This is a genomic window from Clavibacter rahimiani, assembly GCF_052654495.1.
Window position 1 is genome coordinate 1,227,416 of sequence record NZ_CP199790.1, and the last position, 13,124, is coordinate 1,240,539.

The 13,124-nt window shown below is 77.0% G+C and carries 14 protein-coding genes; 2 read left to right on the plus strand and 12 right to left on the minus strand.

Annotation, left to right across the window (positions count from 1 at the left end; genetic code table 11):
* Positions 1–10: 10 nt before the first annotated feature.
* Positions 11–907: an RNA polymerase sigma factor SigJ gene (gene sigJ / locus ACT7CP_RS05910; protein WP_445443966.1), complete on the minus strand. Its 897-nt coding sequence runs from the start codon at positions 905–907 to the stop codon at positions 11–13.
* On the minus strand, positions 904–2,175 hold the full coding sequence (locus ACT7CP_RS05915; protein WP_445443722.1) for an FAD-dependent oxidoreductase: 1,272 nt from the start codon (positions 2,173–2,175) through the stop codon (positions 904–906). Before ACT7CP_RS05915 ends, sigJ begins: the two co-directional genes overlap by 4 nt.
* A gap of 129 nt (positions 2,176–2,304) precedes the next feature.
* On the opposite strand from ACT7CP_RS05915, the gene ACT7CP_RS05920 reads away from it, so the two are divergent.
* The gene (locus tag ACT7CP_RS05920) at positions 2,305–3,015 is read left to right on the plus strand and encodes a hypothetical protein (RefSeq protein WP_445443723.1); all 711 of its coding nucleotides are present in this window, start codon (positions 2,305–2,307) and stop codon (positions 3,013–3,015) included.
* On the opposite strand, the gene ACT7CP_RS05925 is transcribed toward ACT7CP_RS05920, so the two are convergent.
* From ACT7CP_RS05925 to ACT7CP_RS05950, 6 genes are all read right to left on the minus strand, one after another.
* Positions 3,012–3,914 carry an alpha/beta fold hydrolase gene (locus ACT7CP_RS05925; protein WP_413964056.1) on the minus strand — a complete coding sequence of 301 codons (903 nt, stop codon included), beginning with the start codon at positions 3,912–3,914 and terminating at the stop codon, positions 3,012–3,014. The two genes, ACT7CP_RS05920 and ACT7CP_RS05925, sit on opposite strands and share 4 nt — an antisense overlap.
* Complete coding sequence (locus tag ACT7CP_RS05930) at positions 3,911–4,477, minus strand: GNAT family N-acetyltransferase (protein WP_445443724.1); 567 nt, start codon at positions 4,475–4,477, stop codon at positions 3,911–3,913. Before ACT7CP_RS05930 ends, ACT7CP_RS05925 begins: the two co-directional genes overlap by 4 nt.
* 97 nt (positions 4,478–4,574) lie before the next feature.
* Positions 4,575–6,335: a DEAD/DEAH box helicase gene (locus tag ACT7CP_RS05935; protein ID WP_445443725.1), complete on the minus strand. Its 1,761-nt coding sequence runs from the start codon at positions 6,333–6,335 to the stop codon at positions 4,575–4,577.
* Positions 6,325–7,134 carry a hypothetical protein gene (locus tag ACT7CP_RS05940; protein WP_445443726.1) on the minus strand — a complete coding sequence of 270 codons (810 nt, stop codon included), beginning with the start codon at positions 7,132–7,134 and terminating at the stop codon, positions 6,325–6,327. Before ACT7CP_RS05940 ends, ACT7CP_RS05935 begins: the two co-directional genes overlap by 11 nt.
* A complete protein-coding gene (locus ACT7CP_RS05945; protein WP_445443727.1) occupies positions 7,134–7,937 on the minus strand; it encodes a hypothetical protein in 804 nt (267 codons plus the stop codon). The genes ACT7CP_RS05940 and ACT7CP_RS05945 overlap by 1 nt, the downstream gene beginning before the upstream one ends.
* 97 nt (positions 7,938–8,034) lie before the next feature.
* Positions 8,035–8,985 (minus strand): class I SAM-dependent methyltransferase, encoded by a 951-nt coding sequence (locus tag ACT7CP_RS05950; protein WP_445443728.1) that lies wholly within the window; start codon positions 8,983–8,985, stop codon positions 8,035–8,037.
* Between the two features lie 47 nt (positions 8,986–9,032).
* Here ACT7CP_RS05950 and ACT7CP_RS05955 point away from each other — a divergent pair, with 47 nt between their 5' ends.
* Positions 9,033–9,656, plus strand: a complete 624-nt coding sequence (locus ACT7CP_RS05955) for a helix-turn-helix domain-containing protein (protein ID WP_445443729.1) — start codon at positions 9,033–9,035, stop codon at positions 9,654–9,656.
* Here ACT7CP_RS05955 and ACT7CP_RS05960 read toward each other — a convergent pair.
* From ACT7CP_RS05960 to ACT7CP_RS05975, 4 genes are all read right to left on the minus strand, one after another.
* Positions 9,653–11,209 carry a PASTA domain-containing protein gene (locus ACT7CP_RS05960; RefSeq protein WP_445443730.1) on the minus strand — a complete coding sequence of 519 codons (1,557 nt, stop codon included), beginning with the start codon at positions 11,207–11,209 and terminating at the stop codon, positions 9,653–9,655. The genes ACT7CP_RS05955 and ACT7CP_RS05960 overlap by 4 nt on opposite strands.
* A gap of 166 nt (positions 11,210–11,375) precedes the next feature.
* Entirely contained in the window at positions 11,376–12,188 is an 813-nt protein-coding gene (locus ACT7CP_RS05965) for a cytochrome c oxidase assembly protein (RefSeq protein WP_445443731.1), read from the minus strand.
* A complete protein-coding gene (locus ACT7CP_RS05970; RefSeq protein WP_445443732.1) occupies positions 12,181–12,723 on the minus strand; it encodes a DUF2243 domain-containing protein in 543 nt (180 codons plus the stop codon). The genes ACT7CP_RS05965 and ACT7CP_RS05970 overlap by 8 nt, the downstream gene beginning before the upstream one ends.
* A gap of 91 nt (positions 12,724–12,814) precedes the next feature.
* Positions 12,815–13,012, minus strand: a complete 198-nt coding sequence (locus tag ACT7CP_RS05975) for a hypothetical protein (protein ID WP_445443733.1) — start codon at positions 13,010–13,012, stop codon at positions 12,815–12,817.
* Positions 13,013–13,124: the final 112 nt, after the last annotated feature.

Here is a 13,124-nt window from a genome sequence, read left to right on the forward strand (position 1 = left end):
GCAGCCCGGGTCAGCGGAGCGCGTCCTGGGGGAGCCCCTGCAGGTGGCGCAGCTTGTCCGGGTTCCTCACGATGTAGACGCCCTGGACGACGCCGTCCGCGACGTCGAACTGGAACGACGTCGTGATCGCGTCGTGCTCGGCGAAGAGGACGGCGCCGAGGCCGTTGAGCTCGACCGGGACGGCGACCGACGTCCGCCCGTGCTTCTCGGCGAGGCCGAGCAGGAAGCGGACCGCCCTCTCGGCGCCCACGATGGGGCGGAGCGCGGCGGTCGCCTTGCCGCCGCCGTCGACGAGCAGCGTCACGCCCGGGGAGAGGAGGCCGAGCAGGGCCTCGACGTCCCCGGTGCGCGCGGCGGCGAGGAACCGCTCGACCACGCGCCCGTGCTCGGCCGGGCTGACGGCGTTGCGCGGCGGTCGGCTCCGCACGCGTCCCCGCGCGCGGCGCACGAGCTGCCGCGTGGCCGCCTCGCTGCGGTCGAGCACGGCGGCGATCTCCCCGTACGGGAAGTCGAAGACCTCCCGCAGCAGGAAGCCGACCCGCTCGTCGTCGCCGAGGCTCTGCAGCACGACGAGCAGCGCGGTGGACACGGCGTCGGCCCGCATCGCCGACTGCTCCGGGTCGTCGGCGGTGGCGTCGGCCGACGGAGCGGTGGCGAGCGGCTCGGGGAGCCAGCCGCCGACGTAGTCCTCGCGGCGGCGCGCGGTCGCGCGGAGGGCGTTCCTGGCCAGGTTCGCGGCGATGGCGGCGAGGTACGCGCGGCCGTCCCGCACGTCGGCGTCGGCGGTGCGCCAGCGGAGGTAGGTCTCCTGCGCGACGTCCTCGGCCTCGGTCACGGATCCGGTGATGTCGTAGGCGATGGTGAAGACGAGTCCGCGATGCCGGTCGAACAGCTGCTCGCGGGTCATCTCCACGCTGCCTCCTCCTCGATCGTCGGCGCCGCCGTCTCCGGGCCCCGCGGCCAAGAGTACGAGCCGCCGCGCCGCGCCTCCCCGCGGAGCCACCGGAGCGTCTGCCGGCACACGGCCTCCTTCACGAACGCGGCGGACCGTCCGGACAGCGCGAGGCTCCGGGGCCGGTCGTCCGCGCTGACGGCCTGGATGAGCCCGTCCCGCCGGCCGAGGCTCAGGCACTGGGCGACGAAGCCGGCCGAGAGCGGCAGGGGTGCCTCCCCGGCGATCACCCGGAGGACGTTGTCGGCCGCGTGCGCGCCCATCGGGAGGGCGGAGGCGCAGCCCATCCGGTGGTGCGCGTAGCGGCCGTCCTCGATGACCGCCGCATCGCCCGCCCCGAAGACGCGCCCGCTGCCGCTGCCGCTGCCGCTGCCGCTGCTGCCGTTGCCGCTGACGACGGCGAGCGTCGCATCCACCCGGAGGCGTCCGTCGGCGGTGACGGGGAGGCCGCTGTCCGCGGCGAGGGCCGCACCCCGGAATCCGGTGCACCAGACGACGGCGTCGGCGCCGAGCGCGGCCCGCACGTCGCCGGTCGTCGCGACGGGGGCGTGCTCCTCCAGCCCGACGCCGTGCCGGGCGAGGTGACGCCGGATGCGCGCGCGGCTCCGCACCGAGACCCCCGGGGCGAGCTCCCCGCCGGTGCGCAGCCGCACCGTCAGCGACGGGTGCCGCTCCGCGATCTCGGCGGCCGCCTCGATCGCGGTCGGGCCGCCGCCGACGACCACCACCACCGCGCCCGGCGGGAGCGCCTCGAGGGCGGCCCGCGAGCGCGTCGCAGCGCGCAGGTCACCGATCGCGTGGACGCCGTCGCCCTCCGGCACGCGTCCCCGGCTCCCCGCGGCGTACACCAGGAGGTCGTACGGCATCCGGGATCCGTCCGTCAGCTCGAGCACCTGCTCGGCCGCGTCGATCCGATCGACCGCGCGCACGCGCACCCGCACCGCGGGATGGAGCAGGGACGCGAAGGGGACCGTCGCCGACGAGGCCGCCCCCGACGCGTGCTCGTGGAGGCGGATGCGCTCCACGAAGGCATCGGCCTCGGTGACCAGGATCACCTCCAGACCTGCGCTCCCGCGGCTCGCCGCCACCCTGTTCGCGGCCATCACTCCCGCATACCCTCCACCGATCACCACGACGCGCACCGACATCTCGTCTCCCTCCGGAACTGCTCCGACCATGGGACACCGGCCGGTCGCGGTCTGTGACCGGACGGCGTGGCGCATCGTCCCGAGACGACCGCCCCACCCGCTCGGGGGTCGTGCCGTGCGCCGGGTCGCGTGCCCGTCACCGGCAGGGCGGGTGGCTCCGGATCCGGACGCCGCTTCGGCCCCAGCCGCCACCCGAGGAGCACCATGACCGCGCCGAAGACGTCCCGCACCGTCCGCACGCGTCGCGGGTCGATGGCCTCCACGGGGGTGCTCATCGCCGTGGTCCTCGTCCTCGCCGCCGGGCTCCTCGTCCCCATGGCGCGTCCGGAGTGCGTCCGGCCGCTCGTCCTCGTCCTCGCGGTCGGGGTCGCCGTCGCGCTGGCCGTGTCCGCGATGCGGGCCGGGATGCTGCCGTGGCTGGCGGGGCTCCTCGTCGGGTCGTTCCTCTCGCGGGACGAGTGGCCGTGGCGTCGCACCCCGGAGGACCGGCTGCGCGAGCGCCAGCCGCGGCCGCTCTCGAGCATCCGGCCGTGGTCGGGATCGGGCCTCGCGGCATCGTTGACCGACGTGCCGATCGGGCTGCGGGGCGCGACCGAGACCGGCGTGCTGCGGGAAGCGGGCGAGGTGTCCGCGCAGTTCCGCGTCGACGAGCTGCACCAGGTGGTGAGCGACCGCGGAGGGCTGGCGGAGTCCGTCGACGCCGACCCCGCCGACGTCCCCGGCGGCACCGTCCACCTGACGCGCGTGGATGTCGCGTCCCCCGACTCGACCGTCGGCGAGGTGCTCGTCGGCCTCCCCGCCGACGCCCTCGCCCTCGTCCCGATCCGGGAGCCCCTGCCCGGCCCGGTGGCGGTGCTCACCGGATCCGACCTCGCATCGTTCCGGGCGTGGGCGCGGACGATCCCGGCGCCCTAGTCCGGAGCGACTCGTCGTCCGAGCAGCTCGGCGACCGCGGAGGCGACCACCTCGGGATCCGTGACCGGCACCATGTGCGCGGACCGCGGCGCGGGGAGCCATCCGCCCTGCTCGAACGCGTCTGCCGACGCCCGGTGCGCGCGCACGAGGTCCGCGCGCTGCAGGCGCGCGAGGCGTCCGGTGCCCGTGCCCGAGACGATGCGGACGGGGACGCCGGGCAGCGTCCGGGTCGGTGCGGCCAGCGCGGCGAGGCCGGGCAGGACGTGCCGCTGCTCGGCGGCCGTGGCACGTGCCGCCGCGACCGAGCCGGCGGCGTCCGAGGCCGCCGTGAGGACGGGCCGGGGGAGGCCGGCGAGGGCGATCCGGTGCAGGGGCCGCAGCAGGCCCGTCCGGGCGAGCGGCACGAGGAGCGCCGCCTGGACGCCGAAGGCGAACCGCGTCGTGGAGGACGCGTAGGCGTGCGCCCGCTCATCGCTCGGATCGGCCAGAACGACGCCGAGGGTGTCGTCCCCGCGCGCGATCCGACGCGACGCGACGACTCGCACGATCGGCCCGCCCCAGCTGTGCCCGGCGAGCACGAGCCGACGGTGCGGAACGGATGCCACGACGGCCTCCAGGTCGTCGGCGAGGCGTTCGAGGTCGCGCGGTGCCGGATCCGGGTCGCTGCTCCCGAGGCCGGCGCGGTCGTAGGCAAGGACGCGGCTGGTCCGCGCGACCCGCTCGAGCACGGGGCCCCAGGTGAGCCCGCTGCCGCCGAGCCCGGCTTCGAGGACGACGAGGTCGTCCCCGGTGCCTGCCAGGACCCCGCGGAGGCGGCGGCCGTCGGGGGTCGCGACCACGATGTCCTCGCCGAGGAGCCCGAGGCTGTGACGGTCGCCGCCGCGCCGCGCGCAGCTCACGCGAGCACCGGCCACGGCCGCGGAGCGCGGTCGTCCGTCGCGAGGAGGCCGGCGAGCCAGTCGTCCTCGCGGCCGTCGCGGCCGAGCGCGCCGAGCCGGGTGACGCCCTCGAAGCGGAAGCCGAGGGTGCGGGCCACGGCGGCGGATCCGGTGTTCCCCGCGTACGCGCGCCAGCCGATGCGGGCGAGGCCGAGGCCGGATCCGGCGTCGACGCCGTGGTCGACGACCGCCGAGGCCGCCTCGCGCATGATCCCGCGGCCGCGCGCACCGGGAGCGAGCCAGTACCCGATCTCCGCGGCACCGTCCGCGACGGCGTGCAGGCCGGCCGTCCCGACGAGCTGCCCGCCCTCGACCACGGCCCACGTCAGGCGCTCGCCGGATGCCCAGCCGTCGGGGCAGAAGGAGGTCACGTAGGAGACGGCGTCGTCGCGCGTGTACGGCACGGGGACGGGGACGTACCGCTGGATCCCCGGGTCCTGGCACGCCGCCGCGATCGCGTCGACGTCACCGGGCTCGGGCGGGCGGAGCGTCAGGCGCGCGGTGCGGAGGGTGACGGGATCCATCGGGCCACGCTATCGGCCGGACGACGGGCCGCCCCCGACGCGACGACGGCCCGCCCCCACCTGGATGGGGACGGGCCGTCGGCGGCGCGGACGCGGGTCAGTCGCGGGGCTTGCGTCCCCGGCGCTCGGGGGCCGCGCCGCGCTCGGCGGCACGGGGGCCGCCGCGGTCGGGGCGGATGTCGATCGGCCGGCCGTTGATCTGCGTGCCCGACAGGCGGTCGAGCCTGTCCTGGTCGAGGCCGGCGGGCAGCTCGACGAGCGAGAAGTCCGGGCGGATGTCGATGTGCCCGAAGTCCTCGCGGCTGAAGCCGCCCTCGTTGGCGAGCGCGCCGACGATCTGCCGGGGCTCGACGCGGTGGCGGCGACCGACGTCGATGCGGTACGTGGCCATGTTGCCGCTGCCGCGCGCGGGACGGGCCCGGCGCTCGCCGCGGTCGTCGCCGTCGCGGCCCGGGCGGTCGTCCCGGCGCTCGCGCTCGACGCGCGGCGGGCGGAGGTCGTCCGCCGAGAGGAGGAGCGGGGTGTCGCCCTGCGCCACGATGGCGAGCGCGGCGGCCACGTCGGACTCGACGACGTCGTGGTGGTTCACGTAGTGGCCCACGATGTCGCGGAACGCGTCGAGGCGCTCGCGGTCCTGGAGCGCGGAGGTGATGGCGTCGTCGAAGCGGGTGAGGCGCGTCACGTTGACGTCCTCCGCGCTCGGCATGCGCATCTCGGTGAGCGGCTGGCGCGTGGCCTTCTCGATGGCGGTGAGGAGGCGGCGCTCGCGGGGCGTGACGAAGCTGATCGCCGCGCCGCTGCGGCCCGCGCGGCCCGTGCGGCCGATGCGGTGCACGTACGACTCGGTGTCGATCGGGATGTCGTAGTTGACGACGTGGCTGATCCGCTCCACGTCGAGGCCGCGCGCCGCGACGTCGGTGGCGACGAGGATGTCGAGCTTGCCGGACTTCAGCTGCTCGACCGTGCGCTCGCGCTGCGCCTGCGCGACGTCGCCCGAGATGGCGGCCGCCGCGTACCCGCGGGCACGCAGCTTCTCGGCGAGCGTCTCGGTCTCGTTCTTCGTGCGGACGAACACGATCATGCCCTCGAAGTTCTCGGTCTCGAGGATGCGCGTGAGGGCGTCGACCTTCTGCGGGTACGACACCATCAGGTAGCGCTGCGAGGTGTTCGCGGAGGTCGTGGTCTTGTTCTTGACCGTGATCTCCTCGGGGTCCTGCAGGTACTTGCCCGAGATGCGGCGGATCTGCGCGGGCATCGTGGCCGAGAACAGCGCGATCTGCTTCGACTTCGGGGTGTCCGCGAGGATCGTCTCCACGTCCTCCGCGAAGCCCATCTTCAGCATCTCGTCGGCCTCGTCGAGCACGAGGAACTTCAGCTGCGACAGGTCGAGGGTGCCCTTGTCGAGGTGGTCCATGATGCGGCCGGGGGTGCCGACGACCACGTGCACGCCGCGGCGGAGGGCCGACAGCTGCACGCCGTAGCCCTGGCCGCCGTAGACGGGCAGCACATGCACGCCGCGCATGCCGGACGCGTAGCGCTCGAACGCCTCGCACACCTGGAGCGCGAGCTCGCGGGTGGGCGCGAGCACGAGGGCCTGCGGCGTCTTCTGCGACACGTCGAGGTTGCTGAGGATCGGCAGCGCGAACGCGGCCGTCTTGCCGGTGCCGGTCTGGGCGACGCCGAGGACGTCGCGGCCGGAGAGGAGGGAGGGGATGGTGGCCGCCTGGATCGCGGAGGGCGTCTCGTAGCCCACGTCCTTGAGGGCCTTGAGGACCTGGTCGGAGAGGCCGAGGTCGCTGAAGGTCGTGCGGGGGGCGGCGTCCGCGTCGGGGGTGGATGCGGTGTCGTCAGTGCTCATGCCTCAACGGTAGGGGGTCCGCGGCGCCGCCGGCCCCACCGCGCGCGGATCGGGGACGCATCCGCGGACGCGTCGCGTCGCGGGAGACGGCGGCCGCGACGGCGGCGACGAGCAGCACCAGGGCCGCGAGTCCCACCTCGGCGCCGATGACCGTCTCCGTCCAGGGCGTGGTGTCGTAGGAGGTGTCGCCGTGGATCAGGGGCGCGATGAGGAAGGCCGCGGCGAGGTAGCCGGGCAGCGCGGGCGCGGTGAGGAGCACGAGCGCGACGGCGTCGAGCAGGGAGGCGTGCGCCCGGCACGGCCGGATGACCGCGACCGCCACGAGCCCCGCGACGCCGAGGAGCGCGGGCAGGAGGGACGCCCCGGCGAGGGGCGAGGGCGCGCCCGCGATCCCCGACCACAGGGCGTGGACGCCCGCGAGGCCGAAGGGCGCGGCCACGGCCAGCGTGACGAGCGCGCCCGTCCACCCGCCCGCGCCCACGGCCACCGCGAGCGCGACGACGGCGAGGGCCAGCAGGATCATGCCGATCCCGTGCCGCTGGGCGGCGTCGCCGAGGGGCACCCACCCCGCGGTCGGGGTGTCGTAGTCGTGCTCGTGCGACTCGATCGCGTCGCGTCGGAAGGCCGGCAGCGCGCCGCGGGCCGTGACCCAGCGCTGGAGCGAGGCGTCGATCTGCAGGGCGGCGGATCCCGCGAGCAGGAGGGCGGCGAGGAGGCGCCCGCCGACGGCGCGGAGGCGCCCCGAGCTCGCGGGCGCGGGCCATGGCGGGGTCGCGGCCCGCACCGGGGTCGTGCGCATCACGCGGCCTCCTCCGCGGGCACGTCGCGGGGGACGAGGGACCCTCGGTCTCGGCGGTGGCGGGCGAGCAGCGCCGAGACGAGCATCGCGACCCCGGCGCAGGCCGTGCTGGTGGCGACGACGCTCTCGGTGTGGATCGGCGTGTCGGAGTACGTGCCACCCCAGATCACGGGGGCGATCGCGAAGAGCGCCACCAGCTGCCCGACGGGGAGGGCGCCGACGACCAGCACGGCACCGAGCGCATCCCACGCCGTCCCGCGCGGCGCCCGCCCCCGCACGACGGCCACCGCGACGGCGACGCATCCGGTGGTGCTCAGCGCGAGCATCGGGAGGTACGTGCCGGCGAGGGGCGAGGGCGTCCCCGTGATGCCCGAGAGCAGCGCGTGCGCACCCACCGCGGCCGAGGTCGCGGCGATGACGGCCGTGCCGGCGAGGCCCGCCGCCCCCGTGATCCCCGTGGCGCGTGCGACGGCGACCACCGCGAGGGCGAGGAGGAGCAGGCCGACGCCGTGCGTCTCCGCCGCGTCGCCGAGCGGCTCCCACTCGCGTGAGGGGAAGGCGTGGTCGAAGCGGCCGTCCTGGATCCCGGCGTCGTCGAAGACGCGGGTGGTGGCGGCGACGATCCACCGCTCGGTCGCGGCGTGGAGCTGCAGCAGCGCGCTGCCCATGAGCAGGGCGGCCGCGGCGAGGCGCCAGCCGGTGCGGGGGCGGCGATCCGGCCACGCGGCGGTGGGCGGCCCGGGGTCGCGCGGGACGGTTCCCGGTCGGGCGTCCGCGCCGGATGTGCGGTCGAGGGGGGTCATGGCCCAGGACTACCCGAGTCGGCGGCCGCGCGGGGCAACGCGGCGCGTCCAATCCCCCCACCCGGGTGAACGGCCGATGGCGCACCGGCGCCGCGGGTCAGCGCGGACGCCGGCCCACGTACGCGGTGCGGGTGCCGCGGAGGCGCAGGTCCGGGATCCGCTCGAGGGCGTGCGGGCCGTCCGGGTCGAGGAGGGCGTCGAGCGCCATGCGGTCGTCCGCGTCGAGGCGGTCGGCGGAGCGGTCGCGGACGCGGGACAGCCATGCTCGGGCGTAGGGGAGCGTCGCGGCCGCGGCGACCGGATCCGCCGGATCGGGATCGACGGGGAAGACGCGCGTCTCGACGTCCACGAGCCCGGCCGCCTCGAGCCACGGCGCCCAGTCCGGGTGCGACGGGCCGCCGGTCCCGCCGTGCGTGACCGCGTCGTCGAGGCGGTCGGCGAGGCCGGGGCGGCCCAGGGCGGGGTCGAGCTCGTCGGGCAGGAAGCGGGGCGGCCCGTCCATCTCGACGACGGCGAGGATCCCGCCCGGCACGAGGCCGTCGCGCACGCGGCCGAGGAGGCGCGCGGGATCGGCGACCTCGTGCAGCATCAGCGAGGCCCACACGAGGTCGGCGGGCGGCAGGGCCGGCCAGCCCGCGTCGAGGTCGGCGCGCACCGTGCGGATGCGGCCGGCGAGCCCGTCGACGACCGCGCGTTCGGCGACGCGGTCGAGCATGGGAGCGCTCGCGTCCACCGCGATGACCTCGGCCGCGTCGAACCGCCGCGCGAGGGCGACCGTGCCGGTGCCCGTCCCCGCGCCGAGGTCGACGACGACACGGCCGGCGGTGTCGCGGGCGAGGCGGCGGATCCAGGTGGTCAGCTCGAGCTGGTGGCGGTGCAGGATCCAGGCGTCGAGGTCGAGCATGGCGGCGAGCGGCGCGTCGGCCACGCCGTGGGGGTGGCGGTCATCCGTCCCGTGCGCGTGCGCGTGGCCGTGGCCGTGGCCGTGGGGCGGCCCGGGGAGGCGGGCGTCGGGGTGGACGAGGGGACGGGCGGGCGGGTGCGGCATGGACCCATGGTCGCGTGCGCCTGCTCATGGCGCATAGCATCTTGCCCATGACGCAAGACACGGATCTCGACGCCCTCGTCCGCCAGCGCATCCGGAGCCTCCGCGAGGCGCGCGGCTGGTCGCTCGACGTGCTCGCGGCCCGCTGCTTCCTCAGCCCGTCGACGCTCAGCCGCATCGAGACCGGGCACCGCCGCATTGCGCTCGACCAGCTGGTGCCGATCGCGCAGGCCCTCGAGACCTCACTCGACGCGCTCATCGAGTCGGGCGACGACGCCGACGTGGTCATCCGGCCGCAGCGGGACGAGCAGGCGGGCCGGACGACGTGGATCCTCTCGCGCGGTGGCGCCAGCGGATCGGGCGTGTTCGTCGCGAAGATGCGCATGACGCCGACGCGGCCGTTCCCCGTCGATCAGCTCGGCGTGCACCCCGGCCGCGACTGGTTCACGGTGCTGTCGGGGACCGCGCGCCTGCAGCTGGGGGAGCGGACGATCCTCGTCGAGGCGGGCGATGCCGCCGAGTTCTCGACCATGGTGCCGCATGGCATCAGCGCGCACCGCGGGGTCACCGAGGTGCTGACGATCCTCGACCGGGACGGGGAGCGCGCGCACCTGCGGACGACGGGCGGGGCCGCCGCCGCGGTCGACGCGGCGGCGGACGACGAGGCGGGCTAGCCCTCGACCGGCGGGAGCTCGGGCACCGGCTCGCCGCCCGTGCCGGGATCCACCGGCGGGATTGTCGGCTCGACGGGCGGCTCGACGGGCGGCTCCACCGGCGGCTCGACCGGGGGCTCGACGGGCGGCTCGACCGGCGGCGTCGTGGGCTCGACGGGCGGATCCGTCGTCGGCACCGGGTCGGGGCTCGGCGGCGTCACCGGGTCGGTGGTGGGCTGCGGCGCGGGATCGCTGGGCGTGGTCGGGCCGGGGCCGGCCGGCGAGCCGCCGTTCCCGCCGTTCCCGTTGCCGCCGTTCCCCGTGCCGGGGTTCGACGGCGTGCCCGGCTTCTGCGTGCCCGGGCGCGTGCCCGGCCGGGAGGGGACGTCCGGGGCCTTGGGGACGATCGGCAGCGCGATCCGCTCGGGCGCGGGGGCGGAGAGCGTGAGGGTCACGGTGGTGCCGGGGGCGACGCGCGTGCCCGCGGCGGGGTCCTGGCGCGCGACGATCCACACGTCCTGGCGGACGAGCGCGCCGCCCGCGGCGTCCGCGAAGGCGATGCCGAAGCCCGCCGCGGCGAGGGTGTCGCCGGCGTCGACGCCGCTCATGCGGGTCACGTCGACCATCTCGACCAGGCCGTCGGCCGACACGGGGAGGGGGTTCGCGGGATCCGTGGCCTGGGGCACGGGGCGGGAGTCGGAGATCTCGATGGCGTCCGGGTCGGCGACGTCCTCGCTCGGCGTCGGCACCGTGGAGGCGTACGCGCCGCCCGCGATGAGCACGAGCGCGAGGCCGGCCGCGACGCCGCCGGTGGCGCGGCTGCGGATGCCGGGGATCCACGCGGTCCCGGAGCGGATCAGCGGGACGAGCCCGGCGACGAGCGCCACGACGCCGAGGGCGATGAGGAGGCCCGGGATCCCGGCGATGACGGCGGCCGCCACGACGAGCACCGCGGCGACCGCGAGCGCGGCCCACGGCCAGGTGCTGCGGCCGCGGAGCGCGGGCGCGGTGCCGGCGCTGCGCGCGGTGGGCGCGGAGGCGGCGGTGGTCGCGGCGCGCGGCGGGGCCGGCACGGCGGGCGTCGGGGCGAAGGTGCCGGCGACGGAGGTCGAGCGCGGGGCCGGGATGGGCGCGTCCACGGGCGGGCCGGCGGGCGGCGCGACGGGCGCACCGGTCGGCGGCGCGACGGGGGCTCCGGTGGGCGGCGCCACGGGGGCACCGGTCGGTGGCGCGAGCGGGTAGCCGGCGGGAGGGGCCACGGGCGATCCGGTGGGCGGCGCGAGCGGCAGGCCGGCGGGCGGCGCGTCCGCGACGGAGGCGGCGGATCCGGCACCCGCGGCACCCGCGGCGGCGACGCCGGGCGCGTAGTCGGCGGGCAGCGGCGACTCGCTCACGAGGCGGGGCTCGGGCGTCGACGACGCACGGCCCGGGAAGACGCGGCGGCTGGAGACCTGCGTGGTCCAGCGGGATCCGTCCCAGAAGCGCTGGTTGCCCTCGCCGTCGCCGAACCAGCCGGGCTCGTCGGACGACGGGGTGACCGACGTCGGGGAGGCGGGCGGCGGGGTCGACGACATGATGCTCCTCAGGTGGAGAAAAGTCTCCGTGCCCACAGGCTAGGCGGCACCGCGGTGCGCGGGAAGCCCGCGCGCGGCGCGCGGACGGGTCGGGCACCCCCAATCAGGGGCGCGGCGTGCCCGCGACGACGGATCGGCGGCCCGTGGCACGCGCCCGCCCGTGCCCTCAGGCGGTGGTCGCCGGGGCGGGCGATCCGACGACGACCGCGGCACCGCGTTCGGGTCGCGGACGCGTCGCGCGGTACCAGCCGGCGCAGAGGAGGAGGACGAGGACCGCGTCCACCGCGTCGCCGCCGTAGTACATCACCTGCGCGGCGAGCTCGGCCTCCGCCCGGGGCACCCCGGCGGGCGGGACGGCGTAGAGCGACTTCGCGAGGATCCCGTGCGCGGCCATCGCCGCCACCAGCACGAGCGCGCGGTGCGGGGGCGACGCCCGGTGCGGCGACGGGTCCACGCCCACGATGGCGTACGTGAACAGGCACCCGGCGGCGAGGACGTGCAGCTGCACCACGGCGGCGAGCAGCGGATCCTCGTGCATGCGCGTGAGCACGGGCGTGCCGTAGACGACCCACATGCCGCCGACGTTCAGGACGGCCGCGGGGAGCGGCTGCGACAGGATCCGCACGGGCCGCGCGCGCAGGAGCGCCGTGAGCCGGCGGGCGGGCACGACGTCGAGGCTCCGGAGCGCGAGGGTCACGGGGGCGGCGCGCACGAGGAGGAGCGGGGCGAGCATCCCGAGGAGGAGGTGGCCGACCATGTGGGCGACGAGGTCGTCGTGGCCCGCGTCGGCGAGGGGTCCGGTGACCGCGGCGACCGCGGCGGCGAGGCCGAGGATCCACAGCGCCGTGCGGTGCGCGGGCCACGCGCGTCGACGCCGGTCGCGCCAGGCGGCGGACGCGTAGGCCACCGCGAGCAGGAGCGCGAGCGCCGCGGGGGCCAGGGCGAGGGCGCCGGCGGACCCGGCCCCGTGGTCATGCACCGGGAGTCCGCCCGACGCCGCGCTCGCCGACGGAGGATCCCGCGGAGGCGCGTCGCGCGGAGGCGCGCGTCCGCCGGATCAGCACGAGGCCCGCCAGGAGCAGCACCGCGCCGACGCCGTTCCAGACGAGGTCGTACGCGAGGAGGTCGACGCCGTAGCGGATCTCGTGCAGGCCCATGACCTTGTGCTGGATCGTGCCGTCGTACAGCTGGAACCCGCCCGCGCCCGCGAGCAGGCCGCCGGCCCAGCGCGGCCAGATGAGCGCCCGGCGACGCCGGAGGTCGGCGAACAGGAACATCGCGCCGATGGCCGCGGACCAGCCGACGGCGTGGAGGATCCCGTCCGAGATCAGCCCGACCTCGGTGGTGGATCGGTCGTAGAAGTGGTGCCAGCGCAGCAGCTGGTGGAAGACGGTCTCGTCCACGAAGGTCGCCGTGCCGAAGCCGAGCAGGAGGCCCGCGACGAGGTTCCGGCCGGGCAGCCGCTCGGCGTCGCGGGAGGGGGAGGCGGTCGTGCCGCTCGTCGTCGCGCTCATGCCTCGACGCTAGGCGCGTCCGCGGCGGACGGCACGATCCCGTGCTCAAGGCGGGAATGGGACCGCGAGTCCGGGGAGGGCGCGTCCCGGGTCAGGCGGCGAGCAGCGCGGCCGCGGCGCGCGCCGGCGCGAGGTCGACCTCGAGGGTCGACGTGCCCGCGTGGCGGAACGCGCCGGTGGACGAGAACGCGACGCAGGCCGGGTCGCCCGGGCGGGGCGCGGCCGGCTGCGCGGCGGACACGGGGACCGCGGGGGCGGACGGGGCGGTGGGGGCGACGGACACGGGCACGGGATCCTCCTGATCGACCACCCGGGCGGGCGGTGACCCCAGGCTCGCGGACCCCGCCGCGGCGCGCGTCCTCCTCCCGGCCCCCGCCCCTCCTCCCGCGGCAGGAGATGCG